General features: G+C 71.0%; 19 protein-coding genes and 1 pseudogene. 7 read left to right on the plus strand and 13 right to left on the minus strand.

Translation table 11 applies throughout. From position 1 onward, the window contains the following. Positions 1-33 precede the first annotated feature (33 nt). From MRBLMG1_RS28860 to MRBLMG1_RS28870, 3 genes are read right to left on the minus strand one after another with little or no spacing between them, the layout of a single operon-like run. The gene (locus MRBLMG1_RS28860) at positions 34-807 is read right to left on the minus strand and encodes a gamma-glutamyl-gamma-aminobutyrate hydrolase family protein (RefSeq protein WP_367827069.1); all 774 of its coding nucleotides are present in this window, start codon (positions 805-807) and stop codon (positions 34-36) included. Continuing rightward, positions 804-2174, minus strand: a complete 1371-nt coding sequence (locus tag MRBLMG1_RS28865; protein ID WP_367827070.1) for a glutamine synthetase family protein — start codon at positions 2172-2174, stop codon at positions 804-806. The genes MRBLMG1_RS28860 and MRBLMG1_RS28865 overlap by 4 nt, the downstream gene beginning before the upstream one ends. Next, the gene (locus MRBLMG1_RS28870) at positions 2167-2832 is read right to left on the minus strand and encodes a hypothetical protein (protein WP_367827071.1); all 666 of its coding nucleotides are present in this window, start codon (positions 2830-2832) and stop codon (positions 2167-2169) included. Before MRBLMG1_RS28870 ends, MRBLMG1_RS28865 begins: the two co-directional genes overlap by 8 nt. A gap of 158 nt (positions 2833-2990) precedes the next feature. Here MRBLMG1_RS28870 and MRBLMG1_RS28875 point away from each other — a divergent pair, with 158 nt between their 5' ends. The 4 genes from MRBLMG1_RS28875 (at position 2991) to MRBLMG1_RS28890 (ending at position 7919) form a co-directional block, all read left to right on the plus strand. Beyond that, entirely contained in the window at positions 2991-3962 is a 972-nt protein-coding gene (locus MRBLMG1_RS28875; protein WP_367827072.1) for an alpha/beta hydrolase, read from the plus strand. A 198-nt stretch (positions 3963-4160) separates the two neighbouring features. Beyond that, positions 4161-5825, plus strand: a complete 1665-nt coding sequence (locus MRBLMG1_RS28880) for a flavin-containing monooxygenase (protein WP_367827073.1) — start codon at positions 4161-4163, stop codon at positions 5823-5825. After that, complete coding sequence (locus MRBLMG1_RS28885) at positions 5822-6202, plus strand: hotdog domain-containing protein (RefSeq protein ID WP_367827074.1); 381 nt, start codon at positions 5822-5824, stop codon at positions 6200-6202. Before MRBLMG1_RS28880 ends, MRBLMG1_RS28885 begins: the two co-directional genes overlap by 4 nt. Before the next feature lie 247 nt (positions 6203-6449). Continuing rightward, complete coding sequence (locus MRBLMG1_RS28890; RefSeq protein ID WP_367827075.1) at positions 6450-7919, plus strand: MFS transporter; 1470 nt, start codon at positions 6450-6452, stop codon at positions 7917-7919. Positions 7920-8023: 104 nt separating this feature from the next. Here MRBLMG1_RS28890 and MRBLMG1_RS28895 read toward each other — a convergent pair whose 3' ends face one another. Continuing rightward, the gene (locus tag MRBLMG1_RS28895; RefSeq protein ID WP_367827076.1) at positions 8024-10375 is read right to left on the minus strand and encodes an ATP-binding SpoIIE family protein phosphatase; all 2352 of its coding nucleotides are present in this window, start codon (positions 10373-10375) and stop codon (positions 8024-8026) included. A 635-nt stretch (positions 10376-11010) separates the two neighbouring features. Between MRBLMG1_RS28895 and MRBLMG1_RS28900 the strand changes: the two are divergent. Together MRBLMG1_RS28900 and MRBLMG1_RS28905 are read left to right on the plus strand one after the other, a co-directional pair. Beyond that, positions 11011-11172 (plus strand): annotated as a pseudogene (locus tag MRBLMG1_RS28900) (pirin); the annotation flags it as partial. An 89-nt stretch (positions 11173-11261) separates the two neighbouring features. Next, complete coding sequence (locus MRBLMG1_RS28905; RefSeq protein ID WP_367827077.1) at positions 11262-11570, plus strand: YkvA family protein; 309 nt, start codon at positions 11262-11264, stop codon at positions 11568-11570. A 133-nt stretch (positions 11571-11703) separates the two neighbouring features. Here the strand turns inward: MRBLMG1_RS28905 and MRBLMG1_RS28910 are convergent, their stop codons facing one another. The 8 genes from MRBLMG1_RS28910 to MRBLMG1_RS28945 form a co-directional block, all read right to left on the minus strand. Beyond that, positions 11704-11994: a hypothetical protein gene (locus tag MRBLMG1_RS28910; protein WP_367827078.1), complete on the minus strand. Its 291-nt coding sequence runs from the start codon at positions 11992-11994 to the stop codon at positions 11704-11706. Between the two features lie 79 nt (positions 11995-12073). Next, the gene (locus tag MRBLMG1_RS28915; protein ID WP_367827079.1) at positions 12074-12337 is read right to left on the minus strand and encodes a DUF4235 domain-containing protein; all 264 of its coding nucleotides are present in this window, start codon (positions 12335-12337) and stop codon (positions 12074-12076) included. Continuing rightward, a complete protein-coding gene (locus tag MRBLMG1_RS28920) occupies positions 12334-12801 on the minus strand; it encodes a DUF3618 domain-containing protein (RefSeq protein ID WP_367827080.1) in 468 nt (155 codons plus the stop codon). Before MRBLMG1_RS28920 ends, MRBLMG1_RS28915 begins: the two co-directional genes overlap by 4 nt. Further along, positions 12798-13217, minus strand: coding sequence for a phage holin family protein (locus MRBLMG1_RS28925; RefSeq protein WP_367827081.1), 420 nt, complete (start codon positions 13215-13217; stop codon positions 12798-12800). Before MRBLMG1_RS28925 ends, MRBLMG1_RS28920 begins: the two co-directional genes overlap by 4 nt. Before the next feature lie 352 nt (positions 13218-13569). Further along, entirely contained in the window at positions 13570-14376 is an 807-nt protein-coding gene (locus MRBLMG1_RS28930) for a phosphatase PAP2 family protein (RefSeq protein WP_367827082.1), read from the minus strand. 48 nt (positions 14377-14424) lie between these two features. Continuing rightward, positions 14425-15402 carry a YihY/virulence factor BrkB family protein gene (locus MRBLMG1_RS28935; RefSeq protein ID WP_367827083.1) on the minus strand — a complete coding sequence of 326 codons (978 nt, stop codon included), beginning with the start codon at positions 15400-15402 and terminating at the stop codon, positions 14425-14427. Then, complete coding sequence (locus MRBLMG1_RS28940; RefSeq protein ID WP_367827084.1) at positions 15368-17242, minus strand: diacylglycerol kinase family protein; 1875 nt, start codon at positions 17240-17242, stop codon at positions 15368-15370. Before MRBLMG1_RS28940 ends, MRBLMG1_RS28935 begins: the two co-directional genes overlap by 35 nt. A 116-nt stretch (positions 17243-17358) precedes the next feature. After that, positions 17359-17598 (minus strand): hypothetical protein, encoded by a 240-nt coding sequence (locus MRBLMG1_RS28945; RefSeq protein WP_367827085.1) that lies wholly within the window; start codon positions 17596-17598, stop codon positions 17359-17361. 178 nt (positions 17599-17776) lie between these two features. Between MRBLMG1_RS28945 and MRBLMG1_RS28950 the strand changes: the two genes are divergently transcribed. Continuing rightward, positions 17777-18700, plus strand: a complete 924-nt coding sequence (locus tag MRBLMG1_RS28950; protein ID WP_367827086.1) for a YihY/virulence factor BrkB family protein — start codon at positions 17777-17779, stop codon at positions 18698-18700. Here the strand turns inward: MRBLMG1_RS28950 and MRBLMG1_RS28955 are convergent. Continuing rightward, on the minus strand, positions 18691-19908 hold the full coding sequence (locus MRBLMG1_RS28955; protein ID WP_367827087.1) for a phospholipase D-like domain-containing protein: 1218 nt from the start codon (positions 19906-19908) through the stop codon (positions 18691-18693). The genes MRBLMG1_RS28950 and MRBLMG1_RS28955 overlap by 10 nt on opposite strands. Positions 19909-19956: the final 48 nt, after the last annotated feature.

The following is a 19956-nucleotide window of genomic DNA, read 5'->3' on the forward strand; positions in this document are numbered from 1 at the left end:
CGGCAGCACGCCGATGCCCTCGGGTCGGCCTCGTCACAGGCGTTTGACGGATTCCTCGACGATCCACGTCATCGTCGGATCGTCGCTCTCCATCCATTCCGGGTGCCACTGGACTCCCAGAACTGGTGCGTCCGGAAGCTCCACCGCCTCGACCACGCCGTCGGCCGTCCGACCCGTGACGAGAAGCCCCGTGCCGCAGCGATCGACGGCCTGGTGGTGCCACGAGTTGGTGACGGCCCGCTCACCGAACAGTCCCGCCACGATCGAGCCGGCCTCGAAGGTCACGACGTGATCGTCCGTACCGTCGGTGAGCGCGGCCTCCTGCGACAGGTGCCGCACCTCGCCGGGCGGAAGGTCGGCGACGAGCGTGCCGCCGAGCGCGACGTTGAGGACCTGCATGCCCCGGCACACGGCGAGCACCGGAATCCCCCGGTCGAGCGCGGCACGTACGAGCGCGAGCTCGTACCCGTCCCGCTCGACGTCGTGGACCATCGGGTCCGCACGCGGGTCGACGTCGCGGACCACGGAGGGGTCCCCTCCCCAGCACGCCGGGTGCAGGTCCTGCCCGCCGGTGACGACGACGCCGGCCAGCCAGTGGCAGACCGCCTCCGGATCCGTCTCGTACGCGAGGTGCACGGGGAGGCCGCCGGCCCGCGCGATCCGGATCGCGTAGTCGGACATGTAGCTGTCGGCGCAGCGGTCGCCGTACCGGCGGTCCGCACCCTTGATGAGGTCCAGCCGGATCCGTCGGCCGGTGATGCCGATCAGCGGCCGCACCGCGGTCGGGGTGTCGCCCGTCGTGCTCACGGCAGTTCGAAGTATCGGGCGGACTCCCACTCGGAGAGTTCGGCGAACGGGTCCCCGCCCGCGGTGTGGAACTGCATCCACTCCCACCGGCGCGTTCCGACCCAGTAGTCCACGAACTCGGCGCCGAGGAGGTCGCGGAGGACCGGGTCCGCCTCGAGCGCGGCGGCGGCCTTCGTGATGGTGTCCGGCAGCCGGGTGATCTCCCCGGGCGGCAGGCACCACGCCATCTCGCTGACCGGCTCCGGCGGTTCGATCTTGCGCTCCAGACCCGCGACCACGCCGGCCAGCACGCCGGCGAGCGCGAGGTACAGGTTCGCGTCGGCGCCGGGGACCCGGTACTCCAGGCGGGAGTACGAGGGGTGCCCGCACACCGCCCGGACCGCGGTGGTCTTGTTGCTGATGCCCCAGGTGGCGGTGACCGGCGGGCCGCTGAGGTCCACCAGGCGCCGGTACGAGGTGATCTGCGGGAGCACGATCGAGGTGTTGCCCTCGATCGTCGCGAGCAGACCGCCGACGGCGTGGCGCATCGCCTCCGACGGCCCCTCCTCCGCGTAGAACGCGTTGACGCCGTCGCGCTGGAGGGACAGGTTGATGTGCGAGGCCTGCCCGTAGCCCGCGGTGGGCTTGGCCATGAAGGTGACCGTGTGCCCGAGGTCGAACGCGACCTCGCGCATGATCTGGCGGGTCCGCGCCCAGGCGTCGCAGACGGTGATCGGGTCGCCGGGCGCCAGGTTGATCTCGATCTGGCCCGCGGCGTCCTCGTCGCTCCAGGCCTCCCACTCGATGCCGACCGCGGAGAGCCGGTCGGCGACGGCGTTCATGTAACCGGTCCAGTCCTTGGACTTCGCCAGGTGATAGGCCGTTCCCGCGCTCCCGCCGAGCGGTGTCAGGCCGCGGTATCCGCGGGCGCGCGCCTCGTGGATGGACTCCTCGAAGACGGTCGCCTCGATCTCGACGGCGACGGTCGCGGTGAAGCCGAGCGAGGCGAGCCGGTCGACCATCTTCTTCGTCAGGTTGCGCGGACAGATGGGGACCGGTGTGCCGTCCTTCAGCCAGTAGTCGCCGATCACGGCGTCCAGGCCCGGCTCCCACTCGACCAGGGTCGACATGTCGGGGCGGAAGTAGACGTCGTCCAGATGCCCGCGCCAGTCGGGATAGGCGAAGCCGAAGGCCGGGGCGTTGCCGAGGTCCAGGCCGAACAGGAGGTCGGCGAAGGCGAACCCCGAGTCCGTGCCCGAGGCGAACTTCTTCGGCGCCAGGGTCTTGCCGAGGAACGAGCCGTCGTGGTTCGTCGCCTCGATCCGGACGGCCCGAGTCGTGGCGTCGGGGGCGTCAACTCCCTTGGCGGATCGGGTGATTTCAGACATCGTAACGAACCTTCCAGGAAGCGCCGACCATGACCGACAGCTGGGAGAGGGTGCCCTGGATCCCGAGCACACCCGTGGAGAGAACGGCGATAAGGTCGTCGGCTCCGGAGAACACGCCGGCGAGCGTCTCGGGGGCTCCGGCGATGAGGTAATGGGTCGAGCCCTCGCCGAGCACGACCTGCTCCAGGCCGTCGGGGCCTTCGGTGACCGCGATGAGCACGTCCGGAATCCCCGGTACGGAGCGTGCGGCGGTCCAGAAGTGCTCGGCGGCCGTCTGCCAGTCCGGCACCGGCGGCGACAGCGCGAGCAGCGCGTCCGCGGCGAGCTCGGCGTCGCCCGAGGGGACGTCGGCGGGTGCGAACCGGGCGTTCAGGTCGACGGTGATCGTGGCATCGGGTTCGACGAGGACTCCGCTCGAGACCTCGATGACGCCTCCGGCGAAGGTGATCGTCGCCGCCTGCGGCGTCTCGTGGGACCGGATCGCCACCGTGGCGGCCGGCTTCCGCAGTGCCTGGAGCGCATGGCCCGCGCGGGCGGAATCCCGCAGGGTGCGGCCGATCAACCGGACGAGGGGAGTCGCATCGTCCTCGATCCTTACGTCGACCTCTGTGGCCGTCGCTGCGCCGGACACCGTAGGGGCCGTCGTGGTTTCGGTCATCCTCCAGTCCTTTCGACTTCGGGAGATCACGCGCGCCGCGAATCGGCTGCTTCGGATCTCGGATGGACCGTGATCATCATGGTCAACTGACTAGATCAGGTGACTAGGATGGTGGGGTACAGCTCGCCACCTGTCAATGACTTCGGGGAGGCCCCGCAGTGAATGAAGTGAATCCGTCGTACTGGGACCGGCTGGACGCCGATGCGCAGTACGTGGCGCAGGTCATCGCCGGAACCCTCAAGAAGCCCGTACGGGAACTGGGGGCGGAAGCGGCGCGGAAGCTCCTGGCGACCCCGCCGTCGGAGCAGCCGATCACGCCTCTCGACCGGGTCGAACGCCTGACCTTGCCAGCCCGCTCCGGCGAGCTCCGCGCACGCCTCTACCACCCGGACGACGCGCCGCCGTCGGCCGGACCGCGCCCGGTGCTGGTCTATCTGCACGGTGGCGGCTTCGTTCTCGGCACCCTCGACGGGGTGGACGAGGTCTGCCGCGCGATCGCCGCCCGATCCGGGTGGGCGGTGTTCTCCCTGGAGTACCGACTCGCGCCGGAGAACCCCTATCCGGCCGCGCTCGACGACTGTCTCGACGCGTTCGCCTGGTTGCGCCGATCGGCTTCCGGGCTCGGTGTCGATCCGCACGTGATCGCCGTCGGGGGAGATTCCGCCGGTGGCAACCTCGCTGCCGCGCTGTGCCTCAAGCTCCGGGATCTCGGGCTCGCCCGCCCCGTGTCCCAGGTCCTCGTCTACCCCGCCGTCGACGATGCGTTCGCCACCCCGTCCTGGGTGGAGTTCGCCGACGCCCCCCTGTTGACCAGTGCGGATGCCCGCTGGTTCTGGGAGCAGTACCTCGGTCCGGATCACGGGGGAGCGGTCGATCACTACGCCGCCCCGATGCGCGCCGCATCGTTGCGGGACCTCCCGCCGGCGCTGGTCCTCACCGCCGAGGTCGACCCGCTCCGCGACGACGCCGAGGCCTACGCCGAGAGGCTGCGGCGCGACGGCGTCGAGGTCACCGTGACCCGCTGTGCCGGCGTCTTCCACGGCTTCTTCACCGAAGTGGGCGTGTTCGCCAGGACGGACGAGGCGATCTCGCAGGTGGCGCGCCATCTGCGGGGCATCGCCGGCGCCTGAGCGCGGGCAGCCGGGGCGAACCGACTCGCGTCCGGCTGTTGACGGCATCCGAGCGCATGGCTAGATTCCGTTGGTCATACGACTAAGTCGTTTGACTAATACATGCGCTCTGATGCGCCGAGGGGCGAACGGCCCCCGCCGAGGCGAAGCCCTGACGGCCAGATGTCATCCGCATTTCGACTATCCGAAGGCACACGCATGACTGAGACCGCTCCACCCACCGCACCCGTCGTCGACCTCCTCTGCGTCGGTGCGGGATTCTCAGGCCTCTACGCGGCCTACAAGGCCGTCGAGAAGGGCTGGACATTCGCAGGATTCGAGCTTGCGCCCGATGTCGGCGGTACCTGGTTCTGGAACACGTACCCCGGCGCCCGGTGCGACGTCGAGAGCGTCTACTACTCCTACTCGTTCAGCCAGGAGCTCCTGCAGGAGTGGACGTGGAGCGAGCGCTTCGCCCCGCAGGCCGAGATCCTGAGCTACATCAACCACGTCGCGGACCGCTTCGACCTGCGCAGGCACTTCAGCTTCAACACCAAGGTGACCTCCGCGACCTGGCTCCCGGACGAGCGGCTCTGGGAGGTGGCCCTCGACTCCGGCGAGACCCGGCGGGGCCGCCATCTGCTCGCCGCCTCGGGCGGTCTCTCGGCGCCCAAGGACTTCGACGTGCCGGGCCTGGAGAACTTCACCGGGACCACGGTCTCGACGAGCCGGTGGAACATCCCGCTGAGCGACCTGGCGGGCAAGCGCGTCGCCGTGATCGGCACCGGATCGTCCGCGGTGCAGTGCATTCCGCTCATTGCCGAGGTCGCCGAGCACCTCACCGTGTTCCAGCGCACCCCCAACTACGTGTTCCCCGCCCGGAACACCCCGCTGTCGGCGGACTACGTCGACGAGATCAAGAGCAACTACGCGGCGATCCGCGAGGAGTGCCGCCACTCGCTCGGCGGCATCCCGGACCGCATCCCGGACGCCGCGGCGTTCGACGTCTCCGACGAGGAACGGCGCGAGCGCTACGAACGGGCCTATGTGCGCAGCGGATTCAACGGCGTCGGCGGCGAGTTCTCCGATCTGCTGACCGATGAGAGGGCCAACGAGACCGCGGCGGAGTTCGTGCGCGAGAAGATCCGCCAGATCGTCCACGATCCGAAGACCGCCGCCGTCCTCGAACCCCGCTTCCACCCACTCGGCGCCAAGCGCAGCTGTTTCGGCACCGACTACTACGAGACCTTCAACCGGCCCAACGTCTCGGTGGTCTCCCTGCGCGACGAGCCGATCGACACCATGACGGGCGACAGCATCGTCACGAAGGGCGGCTCCTACGAGGTCGACGCCATCGTGCTGGCGATCGGCTTCGACGCCTTCACCGGCCCGCTGTTCGCGCTGAACGTCTCCACTCCGGAGGCCGGCAGGCTGCAGGACGCGTGGAGCGACGGGGTCCGGACGTACCTGGGCATCATGGCCGCCGGGTTCCCCAACTTCTTCATGGTCGCCGGGCCGCAGAGCCCCGCGCTCGCGAGCAACGTCGTGGTCACGATCGAGCAGGCCGTCGACTGGATCACCGATCTGATCGGGCACGCCAAGGTCGCGGGGGCCGACGTCATCGAGCCGACGGCCGAGGCCCAGGACGACTGGGTGAAGATCACCGAGGACACGGTGAACCAGACGCTCTACGCGACCGCCGACTCCTGGTACCGGGGTTCGAACGTGGCCGGCAAGCCGACGACCTTCCTCGGTTACGTGGGCGGTGTCGGCAAGTACCGCCGGATGTGTACCGAGCTCGCCAAGCGCGGCTACCCCGGCGTCGAGCTCGACGGCGAGACCGTCGCCCGCCGCCTCGGCCGCATCGACAGGGAGATCGCATGAAGGTCGTGCACCAGCGCTACGTCGCCCATTCCGAGGCGCACTACGCGGGGAACCTCGTCGACGGGGCCTTCGGGCTGAAGCTCTTCGGAGACGCCGGAACGCACCTGGCGATCACGATCGACGGCCACGAGAGCCTGTTCGCCGGGTACGCGTCGGTCGAGTTCCTCGCCCCGGTCCGCGGCGGCGACGTGGTCGAGGCCGAGGCGCGCCTGGCGTCGAAGGGGAGGCGCAGCCGGACCGTCGACTTCGAGCTGCGGATCATCTGCAGGTCCGTCGACGACAGCGGCCGGGCCGAGGTGCTGGCGGAGCCCATCGTGGCCACTCGGGCGCGAGGGACGGCCGTCGTGCCGGCCGACGCCGCGACGACGGCACCGTGACCGCCGGGGGCGGCGTCGGCCGGCACCGGCGGTCCGAGTCGCACCACGGCACGTAGCCGGTCACGGCGGCGTGAAGCAGTTCACGGCGGTGGGCCGAAGGTCCACCGCCGCACCGGTGGAGGCCGTCCGGGCATCGACGGGACCCAGTCCCGACCGGGCGGCCGTCCATGCGTACGGCCCGCCGATTCCGGCGGCAGGCCGTACCGATGCATGCGTGGTCCCGCAAACAACCACTTCGGAGACTAACATGACCGAGATCAACGAACCGATCGGCCTGGCAGGGGAGTTGAGGCCGCGCAGTGCGCCGCGGAGAGGGGCGCTCATCGCAGTCGGCGCTCTGCTCGTCATCCTGACCAACGCGATCATGTTCATCCTGCCCCCGCTCCTGCCGATCATCCAGGCGCAGTACGGACTCGCCACCGTGTCCGCCGTCATGTGGATCTTCACTCTGCTCACGCTGGGAGGAGGCGCGGGCTACATCCTGCTTCCGCGACTCGCCGACGTGTCCGGCGATCGCAACGCGTCCGTGTTCGCCTCCGGTTGTCTTGCCGTCGGAGCGCTCGTCCCCGCCGTGGGCGACTCGTACCCGGCCCTGCTCATAGGGTCCACGATCATGGGCTTCGGCAGTGCGGCCCAACTGCTGCCCCTGGGCTTCCTGCGGCGGAACCTGGGGGAGGAGGGGATCATCACGGCCGTCCGCGTCCTGGTCGTCGCATCGGGAATCGGGATTGTCGTGGGCATGATCGGGGGTGGGCTCATCGTCGAGACCCTGTCCCTGCGCACGTTCTTCTGCATCCTCGCCGCGGCGTGCGTGGCGACCACGATCGCCTCGCTCGCGGTCGTCCCCCATTCCCCGCCGGCCGAGTCCGGCGGTCGCATCGGCCTGCTCGGCACGGTGTGGTTGATCACCTGGGTCGGGGCGGTGCTGCTGACCCTGACCCAGGGCCTGGTGTGGGGCGGCGCGGCCGTCATCCCGTTGATCGCCGGTGTCGTCGGTGGCGTCCTGTGGGTGCGTGTCGAGCGGAAGTCCTCGGCGGCGGTGTTCGACGTGGTGCTGCTGAAGTTGCCCCTCGTCACCGTGGCGTGCCTGTCGATGGCGGTGTTCGGTGCCGTGAACGCGGCCTTCCTGCTGCTGCTCAGCACGTACAGCCAGGTCGTTCCCTCCTCCCTCCCGCCCGGGGACGCGTACGGTCTCGGGCGCACCGCGCTGCAGACGGGCTGGCTCATGGTGCCCTTCGCGGTGATGTTCGTGGTGGGCGGCAAGGTGGTCGACCGCCTGGTCGCCAAGGGGCGCGGTGCTTCCGTGCTCGTGACGGGGGCGCTCCTCAGCGCCCTGGGACTCGCCTGGCTCGCGCTGGCCCACGACCGCCCGTGGCACTATCTCGTGGGCGCCGGCGTGATCGGTCTCGGGTGCAGCATGGGATACGCGGCCGGTTTCAGTATCGCCCAGATGGCGGTGCCCGAGGAGAAGGCCGGGATGGCCGCGGGTGTGGCCGGCACCGCCATGGCGATCGGCATCGCCTTCGGATCGGCACTGATCACCGGCGTGCTGAGCGCCTCGGTCGTCTCCGTTCCCGGAACGGACGTCGAGGTCGCCGAGAAGAGCCTCTACGGCACGAGCTACTGGATCTCGGTCGGCCTGACCCTGCTGATCGTGGTCGCCGTGCTCGTCTCCCGAGCGCGCGACGGCCGGCGCGTGCCCGCCGCGGCGTCCTAGATCGACCGCGATTCCCGGGGGAGGTGTCGGCGTGTCGACGGGCGATCCGCCGGCACCTCCACAAGGTCGGCGTCGAACGCCGACGGACACGTCGGGAGTCGCGCTCACGGCTCCAGGAACAGATCCAGTGGCACCTCCTGCCCTGACCCGATCTCGGCCCAGATGGTCTTGCCCCGGTCGCTGTAGCGAGTACCCCACATGCCGGTGAACTGCGCCACCAGGAAAAGGCCCCGCCCTCCTTCGTCTTCGCTGCCGGCGCGGCGAAGATGCGGGGAGGTGTGGCCTCCGTCCGAGACCTCGCAGATCAGGGTGGAGTCGGCGGCGCGGAGCAGGCGCAGCGAGACCGGGGGGCGGCCATAGCGGATCGCGTTGGTGACGAGCTCGCTGACGACCAGTTCCGAGACGAACGCCGCGTCGTCCAGCCCCCACTCCTCCAGTTTTCCTCGGAGGAGTGCACGGGCTCCGGCGACCTCGGCCGGGTCGGAGGCGATGGGCCAGAACGCCATGCTGTCCTCGGGGAAGGCGTGGATGCGCACCAGCAGCAGTGCCGCATCGTCGTCGGCAGATCCCTGGACCCGTAGAGAGACGATCTCGTCGGCCGCCTGCTCCAAGGATTCGGTCGAGGCGTCCAGCGCGCCGCACAAGTCTGCCACTCCTTCGTCCACGTCCCGGTGGCGCGCCTCGACCATTCCGTCGGTGAACAGGGCGAGCACCGTACCCTCGGCGAACTCGAACTCTTTACTCTCAAAAGGCAGTCCACCGATACCGAGCGGGGGGCCTATGGGCAGGTCGAGCGCCACAGCCTGTCGGGCCCCTGTCCCGCGGCCGGTGGCGACCGGCGGTAGGTGGCCCGCGCTGGCCATGGCGCATGTGCGGGAGGTGGGGTCGTACACGGCGTACAGGCAGGTCGCCCCCAGTGCTCTGTCCGTCGTCTCGTCGCCAGGTGTCCGGTGTATTCCCACGCGTGCCTGGCTCACCAAGTCGTCGAGTCGGGTGAGGAGTTCGTCCGGCGGCAGGTCGAGGGCGGCCAGCGCCCTCACGCTTGTGCGCAGTCGTCCCATGGTGGCCGCGGCGTCCACTCCTCGCCCCGCCACGTCGCCGACCACCAGCCCGACCCGGGCGCCCGACAGCGGGATCACGTCGTACCAGTCGCCTCCCACTCCGAGAGGGCCGGTGGTGGGGACGTAGCGGTGCGCGAGTTCGATCCCGCTCGGTTGTGGAAGCACATGCGGAAGGAGTCCGCGCTGTAGTTTCAGCGCTGTGGCGTGCTCGCGGACGTAGCGGCGAGCGTTGTCCACGCACACCGCGGTGCGCGATGCCAGTTCTTCCGCGAGTGCGCGGTCCTCCTCGGTGAACGGCGCGCGGGGCGGCTGCCGAATGAGGGTGACCGTGCCGAGCGCAGTGCCGCCGAGAAGTAGAGGCAATGCGAGCAGACGTTGGTGCTCAGTCGTCGACGGACCCCCGATGACGCCCAACAGCGGATCATTTCGCGCTACGGAAGGATCACCCTTGGTGTGCTCCACCATGAGTCGCAGGGGGGCCGTCGGTGCGCCGGAAGCCGAGGGCGGGGCTTCTTCTCCGGCCAGTACCGTCTCCGAGACCTCGATCCGTATGGAGTCGGCGAAATCCGGAACCACGAGCTCTGCGAGTTCCTGCGCTGTCTGCCCGATGTCGAGCCTGGTACCAATACCGCTGGCGCGGCTGAGCAGCGCCAGACGAGACTGTGCCTCGTAGCGTTCCGTGATGTCGACGGCCGCCTCACAAATGCCGAGTGGGTGGCTCGCGTCGTCCTGGAGACGGAAGTATGAGCACGAGTAGACCCGGTGGCGCTCGGAGGTGGCGGGGATGGGCCCACGCCAGTGGACGTCGAGTACGGTCTCGCCGGTGAGCCATACCCGCTCCACCACCTCCTCCATGTCGCGGTAACCCGGAGGAGAGAGGATGGTGCCATGCGGATAGATCACACTGCTGGCCTGTCCGAGCCACTCACCGGCGTCGGCGCGCCAGCCCATGACCTTCTGCACGAGGGCATTAGCCCATCTGAGCCGGCCGTCCGGGCCGTATACGCTCAGCGCGACCGGCGCCTGTGTGAAGAGGCCGGACAACATCGACTGGTCGGCCATCCACTCCCTATAGGGGGCGGCCGCCGCCGCCATCACGATCCAGGCGGGCCTTCCCTGTTCCTGCTCCACCGGAATGATGTGCAAGACCGTCTCCACCAGCGACCCATCCGGACGTCGAACGGTACGGGTCTCGCTCCGGGCTTCCTCGGGTGCCAGGGCTTCCGCTACCCCGAACGCTTGCGTGTCACCCTGGGCCCGAACGTCTCGCAGGACCTCGCTCACTGCGTGGCCGAGCACATCGGGGGTCTCGGCACCGTAGAGATCACGAGCCGCAGGGCTCCAGCCAACGATCTTCCCCTGCGCATCCACCAAGATCATCGCTGCCGCGGTCATGCCGAAAGGGTCCTGATGATCGGTCCCGCGTGATGTATGCGTCGTGGCCATGTGACCTGCCCAGTACGGGAGCATCTGAAAATAAGGCTACGCCCGGACACCCGGATCTGTCGTAGGTCAGGTCTCGCGACCGCGATGGCCCGGCGTCGTCCGACCACCGGGACCCGGGCGCAGGCGCTTCTTCCTGATGGGCGCAGGCGAGACGCATGCGTCCGCCTGCCGCGCCCTTCCCCGCTTACCACGCGCTTCGGTGACGCTGTCGTGGTGCCACGTGGAACACGCATATGGAAGCCCGCCCCTGGCCAAGGCCGGTGTCGGCCCGCAGTGCGCCGAGGGGGCGAATGCCCGGCGGTGGGCGGCGGTCGCGGAGGACGGCTTCCGTGCGCTGCGGCACGCCTGCGCATCGATGATGCCCGAGGCTGGGGACTCCGTCATGCACCTGGGCCCCTCGCGTGCCTCCCGACCGTTGTCCGTACGGCCCCCTCACAGCGGGGCTCAGCGGGTTCTGGCAGGGGACCGGTGTTCGGCGTCGAGGAGCCGAGATCGGCCTTCCGGAGGCACTCTGATGCTGACTTTTGCTGACTTTGGCGGACTCGGATGCCTCTGACCTGCGGAAACGCCGACTGATCAAGTGGTGGTGGAACTTCGTGGGCCGCACGGACGAGGAGATCCGCCAGGCGCGGGAGGACTGGATGACGGGCGACCGCTTCGGTGAGGTGAAGGGGTACGACGGGGGCCGACTGGACGCGCCGGAGGTCCCGGCGGCGCAGCTGAAGGCCCGGGGGCGCGTGCGCTGACCCGGGGTTTCGTCCACCGAGCCGAAAGAGAGCGCGAGTCGCTGCCCGTACCCCGGCGCGGCCTGGGCGTTACGGGGTAGGAGAGCGGCATGGACAGCACCCTTTGGCTCATCGTGGCCGTGGTTCTCGTGCTTGTGGTGGCAGGCGCCGCGGCCGTTCTGCTCGTACGTGTGTTCCGCGCCCGCAGGATGCTCATGGATGCCGGTGTCCCGTTGCAGTCCAAGGCACTGTTCTGGGCGGCGGTGGTCTACACGATCTCGCCGATCGACCTCATTCCCGACCCGGTCTACCTGGACGACATCGGCGTCCTCCTGATCGCCTTGCGGGCGCTGCACGCGGCAGCCGCCAGGAACGGGGCGAATCTCGAAAGGCAGCCCGCGCAATCGGAAGAACCTTGATCAGCGGCTCGGCGGGGGTGCCGCCGCGGCAACGAGGCCCGGCTCGATGGAGGCCTGCGACACGGTCGAAGGCGTCGTCGGGCGACACGACTCGACGACGGACCGCAGAGCCCGGTTCCTCACCGTGGCGGCGTCAGCCCTCGCGGTGCGGGTACAGAGACGCGAGCTTGTTCCAGCACTGCTCCAAGTGAGCGTCGGCTTCCCGCAGGGCCGGCTCCGAGAACGACGCGTGCAGCACGGCCACGCGGTCGGGAGCGGGACCCTCGCCGTCCGGTGGGGACGCCGCCGGCCGCCAGGACGCCTCGGCGGCGCCCGCATCGTGTGGGCCGCGGGCCGTGCGGATCACCCGCCGCCGGACGAACAGCACGGCGGTGGCGAGAGCGGCGGCGGCGGTGAGGGCGCGCAGTCCGTTGTGTGCGGCCAAGACTTCCTCCCGTGCTTCAGGCTCCAGAGGTGCGGCGGCGCCGGCCCTCGGGGAGGGGCCGGCGCCGCCCTGGGACGGTTCAGTCGGGCCAGGTCCCGGTCAGGCGGCGGACGCCGGTGGCTCCCGCCCGGTCGACGGCCGCCCTGACGGCCGCGAAGATCGCGCCTTGGAGGGCCGCGGAGACAAGGACCTCCTTCCAGGTGCGCTTCTCGTCGGTGGGGTCCGGGGCGTCGTCGTGGCCGATCACCTTCCACGCCTGCTTGAAGGCCGCGCCGGCGATCAGGCCGCTCGCGACGCCGAGTGCCAGGCCGATCGGCCTGTAGGTGATCTTGGATGGTTTCACCGTCGCCTCCGGCTGCGACGCAGGAGCACGAGGACGACGACGGCGGTCGCCGCGACGAGCAGGGGGGTGCGCTTGCCCTTGGCCATGGTCACGGCGGACCCGGCCTTGTCACGGACCGGCTCCGGGGTCCTCTCGGCGGCGAGGTGCCCGGCGCGGGTCGCGGTCTCGCGGACCTGCGCCGCGGCATGGGCCGCCTTGTCCAGGACCGGGTCCGGGGTCTTGTCCTTGACCAGCTGGGCGGCGTGCGCCGTCGTCTCCCGGATCCGGTCGGTGACGACGACGGCCTTCTCGGCGGCTTGGTCCTTGAACTCGGTCGCCTTCTCCTTGGCCTGTGTCTTGACGTCGGCCTTGGCCGCCAGCGCTTCCACGGTCATGCCGAGCTCATCACGGGTGTGCTCGACCTGCTCTCGCAGTTCTTCGGGAGTGGGGGCGGCTTCCTTGTCGCCCTTGGAGGGAGTGCTCATCGGTGTGCTGCCTCCTTGATCTCGGCCATGTCGGCCTTGACGCTGTCGATGGTCTGTTCCGGCACGGGGGCGCCGGCCTTGGCGATCTGCTTCTTCCCCGCAGCGGCCGTCACCGCCGCTACGGCCGCCAGCAGGGCGGCGACGATCAGGGCCGAAGCCCATACCGGGAGGAGCAGGGCCAGGGCTGCGATCAGGGCTCCGACCAGAGCCTGCGCGGCCAGGAAGCCGACCAGGCCGGCTCCGCCGAACAGGCCGCCTCCCACGCCGAAGCGCCTGCCCTTCCGGGTCATCTCCGCCCGGGCCAGCTGTATCTCCTCACGGACCAGTGCCGAGATCTGCTGTGACGCTCGGGAGACGAGGTCACCCACTGATTCCTCGGTGTGGTGGTCCGGGTGTCGTCCGACCGTCTCGTCCACTCTTCATCCTCTCCGTGTACGTGCCCGTCACGTGCCGCGGTGACCGCACCTCGGCCGCCGTTCGTGTCACCTCCGCGGTGCCGTGCCGGTCGGCGGTCGGAATCGGCGCTGGTGCCGTCGGGCGGGACATGCGTTCCGCTGTCACGACGCGCCTACCCTGCAAGTGGCCGCTCACCCGGCCGGAATGTCGGCCGCCCCGCCCGTAGGCGTCCCAGGCGCGCTTCACCCCAGGTGGCGGCGGTCCACATCGCTCCACTTCCGGTTTCCCGGGGCTCCGCATGTCGGCTGCGGGCCCGTACGGCGGGCGGGCCGTCAGGGGCCGGGCCGGACGCCCGGCGGGCGCGGCCCCGTGTCATCGGGAGCCGGGCCGGCCCATCGGCTCCGGGGAGTCCGTCACGATCTCGGGCTCCAGGCCTTCGGTGGGGGTGGTGCGGGAGCGGCCGATGTCGGCGCGCCACGCTTCGAAGGCGAGCGTGGTCGCGGTCACCACCGCAAGTCCCAGCAGCCAGCCCCCGACCACGTCGCTCACCCAGTGCACCCCGAGCGCGACCCGCGTGTAGCCCACGCCGAGCACCGCCACCGTCGCCAGGACCCACGGGAGCGGCCGCCAGGCACGCGGGACCAGGGGGAGCAGGACCAGCAGCAGGACGGCGCAGGAGGTGGTGGCCGTCATGGCGTGCCCGGAGGGGAAGGAGAAGCCGGGCGCGTGGGCGACGGGGTCCGGCAGGTGCGGCCGGGCACGCTCGACCACGTTCTTGACCAGCAGCCCCACCAGCCCGCCGGTCGTCGCGGTGACGGCCGCCCAGGCGGCGAGACGGAACGCCCGCCGCCACAGGAGCCACACCACCGCCCCGGCCACAAGCAGCCGCATGGTCAGCGGCCCCCACGCGACGTGCGTGAGGAAGTCGAGCACCCGTACCCAGGCCGGACTGCCGAGTGCGGAGCGGTGCAGCCGCTCGGCCACGTCCTGGTCGAGACGGTGCAGCGGGGCCCAGTGCGACTCCACCAGCACCAGGGCGAGGGAGAACGGCACGGCCGCCAGGGCGGTGAGGGCCGCGCCCGCCGCCAACCGCGCGCCGAACCGCGTGTCCGGCCCGCCGCGGCCGGTCACGAGCCGTCCGAGACGGTGCCGCCATGTCCGGGTGGAACGCTCGCTCATGGTCGGTACGGTTCCTTTCCGTCGGAGAGGTCGGGAGGACCGGTCGGCTCAGACCCCGGGGTCCTCGGTGATCGGTGTCGCCACCCCCGCCCGTACGGCCTCCAGCTGGGCGGCGAAGGAAAGGCCCAGGAACAGCGCGAGCGAGGTGAGGTACGACCACAACAGCAGCGCCATGAACGCGCTCAGCGGCCCGTACACGGTGGTGAAGGAGCCTCCGGAGCCGACGTACAGGCTCAAGGCCCACGTCGCGCCCAGCCACAGCAGCAGATGGACGGCGGCACCGAAGGCGAGCCAGGTGTAGCCCGGTTGGGCCCGCCGGGGCGAGCGGCGGAAGACGGCACTGGTGGCGATCACCGCCAACAGGATCCCCAGGGGCCAGCGCAGCATGTCCCACACGCGGGCGGTGGCCGGCTCCAGGTGGTAGACCTCGATCAGGGCCCGGTTCAGGTCGGATCCGAGGACGGTGACGCAGAAGCTCAGGCCGAGGGGCACTCCGGCCAGCACCGCCATCACCAGCCCACGGGCGTACTTGTGGAGGAACGGCCGGTCGCGCTCCACGCCGTATATGCGGTTCGCGCCGCGCTCCACCTGGCACATGGCCGTGGTGACGTTCGCGACGGAGAACAGCAGGCCGAGCCAGAGGGCCGCCGCGCCGCCCTCCCCGGCGTGCCGCCGGCTCTCCCGCAGGGCGTCGTCCACCACGCCCTGGCTCGGGCCGCTGATCCGGCGGATCGTCAGCTCGGCGATCCGCCCGATGTCCTCGGTGTGCAGCACTCCGGACAGCCCGATGACGGCGATGGCCAGCGGAAGGATCGCCAGGACGGTCTGCAGGGCGAGGGCCCGGGAGTGGCTGAACCCGTCGGCGTAGCGGAACCGGACGAAGGAGTCCCGTACGAGGGCCCAGCCTCCGTAGTGGCGGAGCGCGGCCCAGGCCTCCTCGCCCGACAGGGCGTCCCCCTGCTGCCGCAGTTCGGCCTCCACGGCGTGGACCTCACTGCGCTGCGGGACGCGCGTCGCGGTGCCCATGGGCTCCTCCTTCCTCTCCCGCTCGCGCCGGGACGTCTGCCCCTGTCGGGGTGCCTGCCGGGGCCGCGGCGTCCGCTCCCGCCGGATCGTCTGCTCGTGTCGGAATGCCTGCCTGTCTCGGGATGCCCGCCCGTGCCGGAACGCCTGCCCGTGCCGGGATGCCCGCCCGTGTCGGGAGGCCGGCTTCCGCCGGGGCGCCTGCCCGCGCCGGGGCCGGCAGGCACACCCGCAGCGCCCCCGGCTCGACCTCCGCGGTCAGCCGGGTGCCCGCGGGGAAGACGTCACCGTCGAGTTCGCGCGGCTGGGGCCGGGCGAAGCGGAGGTCGATCCGGGCCGCGGCGAAGTACTCCAGCGCGCCGTGCGCGAGGGTCCGTTCCCCCGCGCCGGACGCACGCTGCCGCCGTCCGCCAGGTAGGCGCGAGACGAGGTACCCGGCGGCGGCGAGCCAGCCGGTCAGCCCGCGCGGGTCGAGCAGGACGACCTCCAGCCTGCCGCTGTCGGGCCGGGCCTCCGGCAGCAGCGGCAACCCGCCCTGAAGGGTCCCGACGTTGCCGATGACGACCATGCGGGCCCGCCGCTCCAACGGGGCGCCCCCGTCCAGCCGGATCGACAGCCGCATCCGGGCGTCCCCCAGATGCCGTACGGCCGAGACCAGGTACGCGGCCCAGCCCAGGCTCTCCTTGAGCCCCGCCGAGGCGTCCCGGACCATGGCGGCGTCGAACCCGGCACCCGCCATGACCGCGAACCGGGTCGGCGCGATCCCGTCGCCCCGAATCCGTCCCACGTCGAGCCCGACGGCCCGTCCGAGGAGGGCCTCCCGCAGAGCGGTTACGGGCTCGGTCGGCAGCCGCAGGTTGCGGGCGAGGAGGTTCCCGGTGCCGCAGGGGACGATCGCCAGGGGGATCCCGGTCCCGGACACCACGTCGGCGCACGCGCGTACGGTGCCGTCCCCGCCGCAGACGACGACCAGGTCGGTGTCCGTTACGCCCAGGCACGAGGACAGGGCACCGGACGGATCCCCGGCCGTCGTCTCCGTCCACTGCTGCTCCGCGTACCCGTGCTCGTGCAGCAGGGCCCGTACCCGGGCGGCGGTCCCGTCGCCGCACGCGCGCGGGTGGCGCACCACCACGGCCCGCCGCGCGCCGTGGGCGGACGGGCCCGGGGCGGGCGGTGCCGCCTCCTCCCGTGGGCGCGGCAGCAGGGCGGCAGCCACGAGGGCCAGCGTGCAGGCCCCGTTCAGCAGTCCCGCCACCACGTCGGAGGTGTGGTGCATGCCGCGGTACGCCCGGGAGAACGCCACGAGCACCGGGATCACGAGGAGCAGCCCCACCAAGAGGTGTCGCCGAGCGCCCCGCAGGCGCCGGGACGCGAGGACGGCCAGTCCCCCGAAGAGGGCGACGGAGGCCCCGACGTGGCCGGAGGGGAAGCTGGAGGTCGGCGGCGCCGGGTCCAGGTGGGGCACCTCGGGGCGTTCGCGGCTCACGACGAGGGTGACGAGCAGGAAGACGGCGGACTGCGCGGCCACCGCCACGGCGAGGAACGCCGCCTCCCGCCATCGGGGCACATGGGGCACCAGGAGCAGGACGGCCGTGCACATGAGAGTGAGGGCGATCACGCTCTCCGTGCCGGCCAGCAGGGACGCCCCGTCGGTGAGCGCGGTGGCGAAGGGGGTGCGACGGTCGGCGAGGGCCCGGTTGACACCGTCCTCCGCCGACAGCGGCCAGTGGTGTGCGAGGGGGCCGGTCACCAGCAGCCCCAGCGCGGCGACCACGGCCGCCTGCACGGGCAGCAGCAGGAGCAGCCGCCCCGGCCTGGCTCCCGTCTCGTGTGAGTTCGTCATTGAGGCCGTGTTACCTGCCGGGCGCGGGTCATGCGCCCGCCGGGCCGTTCCGTACGCAGTACGCAGCACGCAGCAGGCGCTCGCTCAGGGCCCAACCGCGACCCGTCGGACACGACCTAATCGGTCTGTTCCTGGGGTGCCGGAGTACCCGGGCCGGCAACGGGACGGTCCTCGCCCTGTTCGCCGGTGTCCTTCTGCCGCTCACCGTCTTCCTCGGCTTCGTCGGTCCGGGGGCGCTCGCCTCCTGCGCCCGGGACGTCCGGGGCCTCCGGCCCCGGCGTGGGCAGGTCCGGCGTGACGGCGTCGCGCGTCGCCGGGACGGGGTCGGGAAGCTCCGGCTCGGGGGTGCTGGGCATCAGACTCTCCTCGTTCGATTCCACAGGGGTTCCGCACCTCGGCTGCCCCTCTCCGCGGCCCTCATGCCTCCGCTGTAGGGGGAGCAGACGGCTGATGCTCGGCCGGGCGGAGCGAACGCCGTCGACGGCGGCCGAGGGAACGGAGGGTGAGAGCGGTGACGCCGGGCAGGAGGGCAGCGTGACATCGAACACTCTCCGCACGCGCCGGACCACTCCGGGAAACCGGGTCGTCGAGCCGCTGAGACGCGCACGCGCGAACCTGCGGAACACCGCCGTACGCCTCTGGGACGACAACATCGCCGACTACGCGGCTGCCCTCACCTACTACGCGGTGCTGGCGCTCGTGCCCGCCCTGCTCGTCTCGGTCTCCCTGGTGGGACTGGCCGGGAACGACACCCGCGAGCGCCTGATCCGCGACCTCACCTCCTACGCCCCTCCCCAGTCGGCTCAGGTGCTGCGAGAGGCTTTGGAAGGCCTCACCTCGGCGCCGTCCTCCCTGTGGGCGCTGCTCGTCAGCGGCGTTCTGAGCGCGCTGTGGTCGGCCTGCAGCTACTTGGCGGTCTTCCGCCGCGCCCTGCACGCGATGCACCGGCTGCCCGACACGCGGCCGCCGCTGCGTGCGGCCCACGTCCTCGTCCTCACCGCCGGCGTGCTGTTGGCCCTGCTCGTCGCGGGCACCGCGAGCCTCGTCGCGACCGGCCCCGTGGCCCGTCGGCTCGCGGCGGCCGCGGGCTACTCGGGCACGGACGCCATGGCGATCCTGCGGTGGCCGGTGCTCCTGGTGATCGTCACGGCGCTGATCCTCGTCCTCTACCGGACCGGACCCGCCCAAGCCCGCGGCACGCGCCGGGGGTTTCCGGGCGGCGCCCTGGCGGCCTTCCTCTGGCTCGGCGCTTCGGCGCTCTTCACCCTCTACACGCAGTTCGGGACCTACAGCCGCCTCTACGGTTCGCTCGCAGGGGTCGTCGTCTTCCTCGTGTGGCTGTGGTTCGGCAACCTGGCCCTGCTCGCCGGCGCGCAGTTCAACGCGGTGCTCGCACGCACCGGAGAACGAACCGGCGAGGCGCCGACGGAGGCCGGGACCGCCTTCTCCTACAGGTAGCGGCGGATGGGGAGCACCGCGGTCTCCCGGGCGCGCTGCAGCAGCGAGCGCCGCTTCCAGCGGCCCGGGCGGATCGGTTCACTGAGCTCGATGTCCTCGTCGTAGTGCGCGTCGAGGGCGGCGGTGAACTCGGCGTCCATGACGGCGAGCATGACCTCCTCGTCGTGGTCGAGGGAGCGGCGGTTGAAGTTCGTGGAGCCGATGAGGGACACGACGCCGTCCATGGTGACGACCTTCGCGTGCATCATGGTCGGCTGGTACTGGTGGATGCGCACGCCGCAGGCGATCAGCGCCTCGTAGTGGTGCTGTCCCGCCAGTTGGCAGACGCGCTTGTCGGTGTGGGGGCCGGGCAGCAGGATCTCGACCTCCACGCCGCGCCGGGCCGTCGCGCAGAGCAGGTCGACGAAGTAGGTGTCGGGGGCGAAGTAGGCGGTCGCCAGACGGATCCGTTCCTCGGCCGATTCGAGGATCACGCGCATCAGGGTCTGCATGTCCTGCCAGCCGAAGCTGGCCGAGCCGCGGACGACCTGCACGATGGCGTTCCCGCTCGGGCGGTGGCTCACGAACCGGTCGCGCTCGTCGAAGAGTTCCGCGTGGCATTCGGCCCAGTTCTGGGCGAAGGCGGCGGCGATGCCGTCCACGGCGGGACCTCGGACCTCTACGTGCGTGTCCCGCCACTCGTCGGGGTTGCGCGCGTCACCGCACCATTCCTCGGCGATCCCGACGCCGCCGGTGAAAGCGGTCTGCTCGTCGACCACGAGGACCTTGCGGTGGCAGCGGTGGTTCTGCTTGAGCGGCGAGAGGTAGAGGGGCTTGCGGAACCAGGCGATCTCGACTCCGGCCCCGCTCATCCGGTCCAGCAGGTCCCGCTCTATCAGGCGGCTGCCGAAGCCGTCCAGCAGCAGCCTCACCCGTACACCCGCACGCGCCCGGTCGGACAGGGCCACGGCGAAACGCCGCGCGATGTCGCCCCGCCAGTAGACGAAGGTCATCATGTCGACGGTGTGACGGGCACTGCCGATCGCGTCCAGCATCGCGGCGAAGATCTCGTCCCCGTTGCGCAGGGGACGTACGGCGTTGCCCTCGGTCGCCGCGACGCCGATGAGCCTTTCCAGGCGCCGCCGTATGCGGTGGATCCGTTCGTCCGCCGGGCCGCTGCCGGCCGTTGCGGTCGTCGCACCGTCGAGCGGCGGCTCTCTGTAAGACATACCCGTACTCCTCGCTCGGGCCATCGGCGATCAGGACCCTATCCGACG

Source organism: Streptomyces sp. LMG1-1-1.1 (assembly GCF_040815545.1).
In the GTDB taxonomy this organism is placed as follows: domain Bacteria; phylum Actinomycetota; class Actinomycetes; order Streptomycetales; family Streptomycetaceae; genus Streptomyces.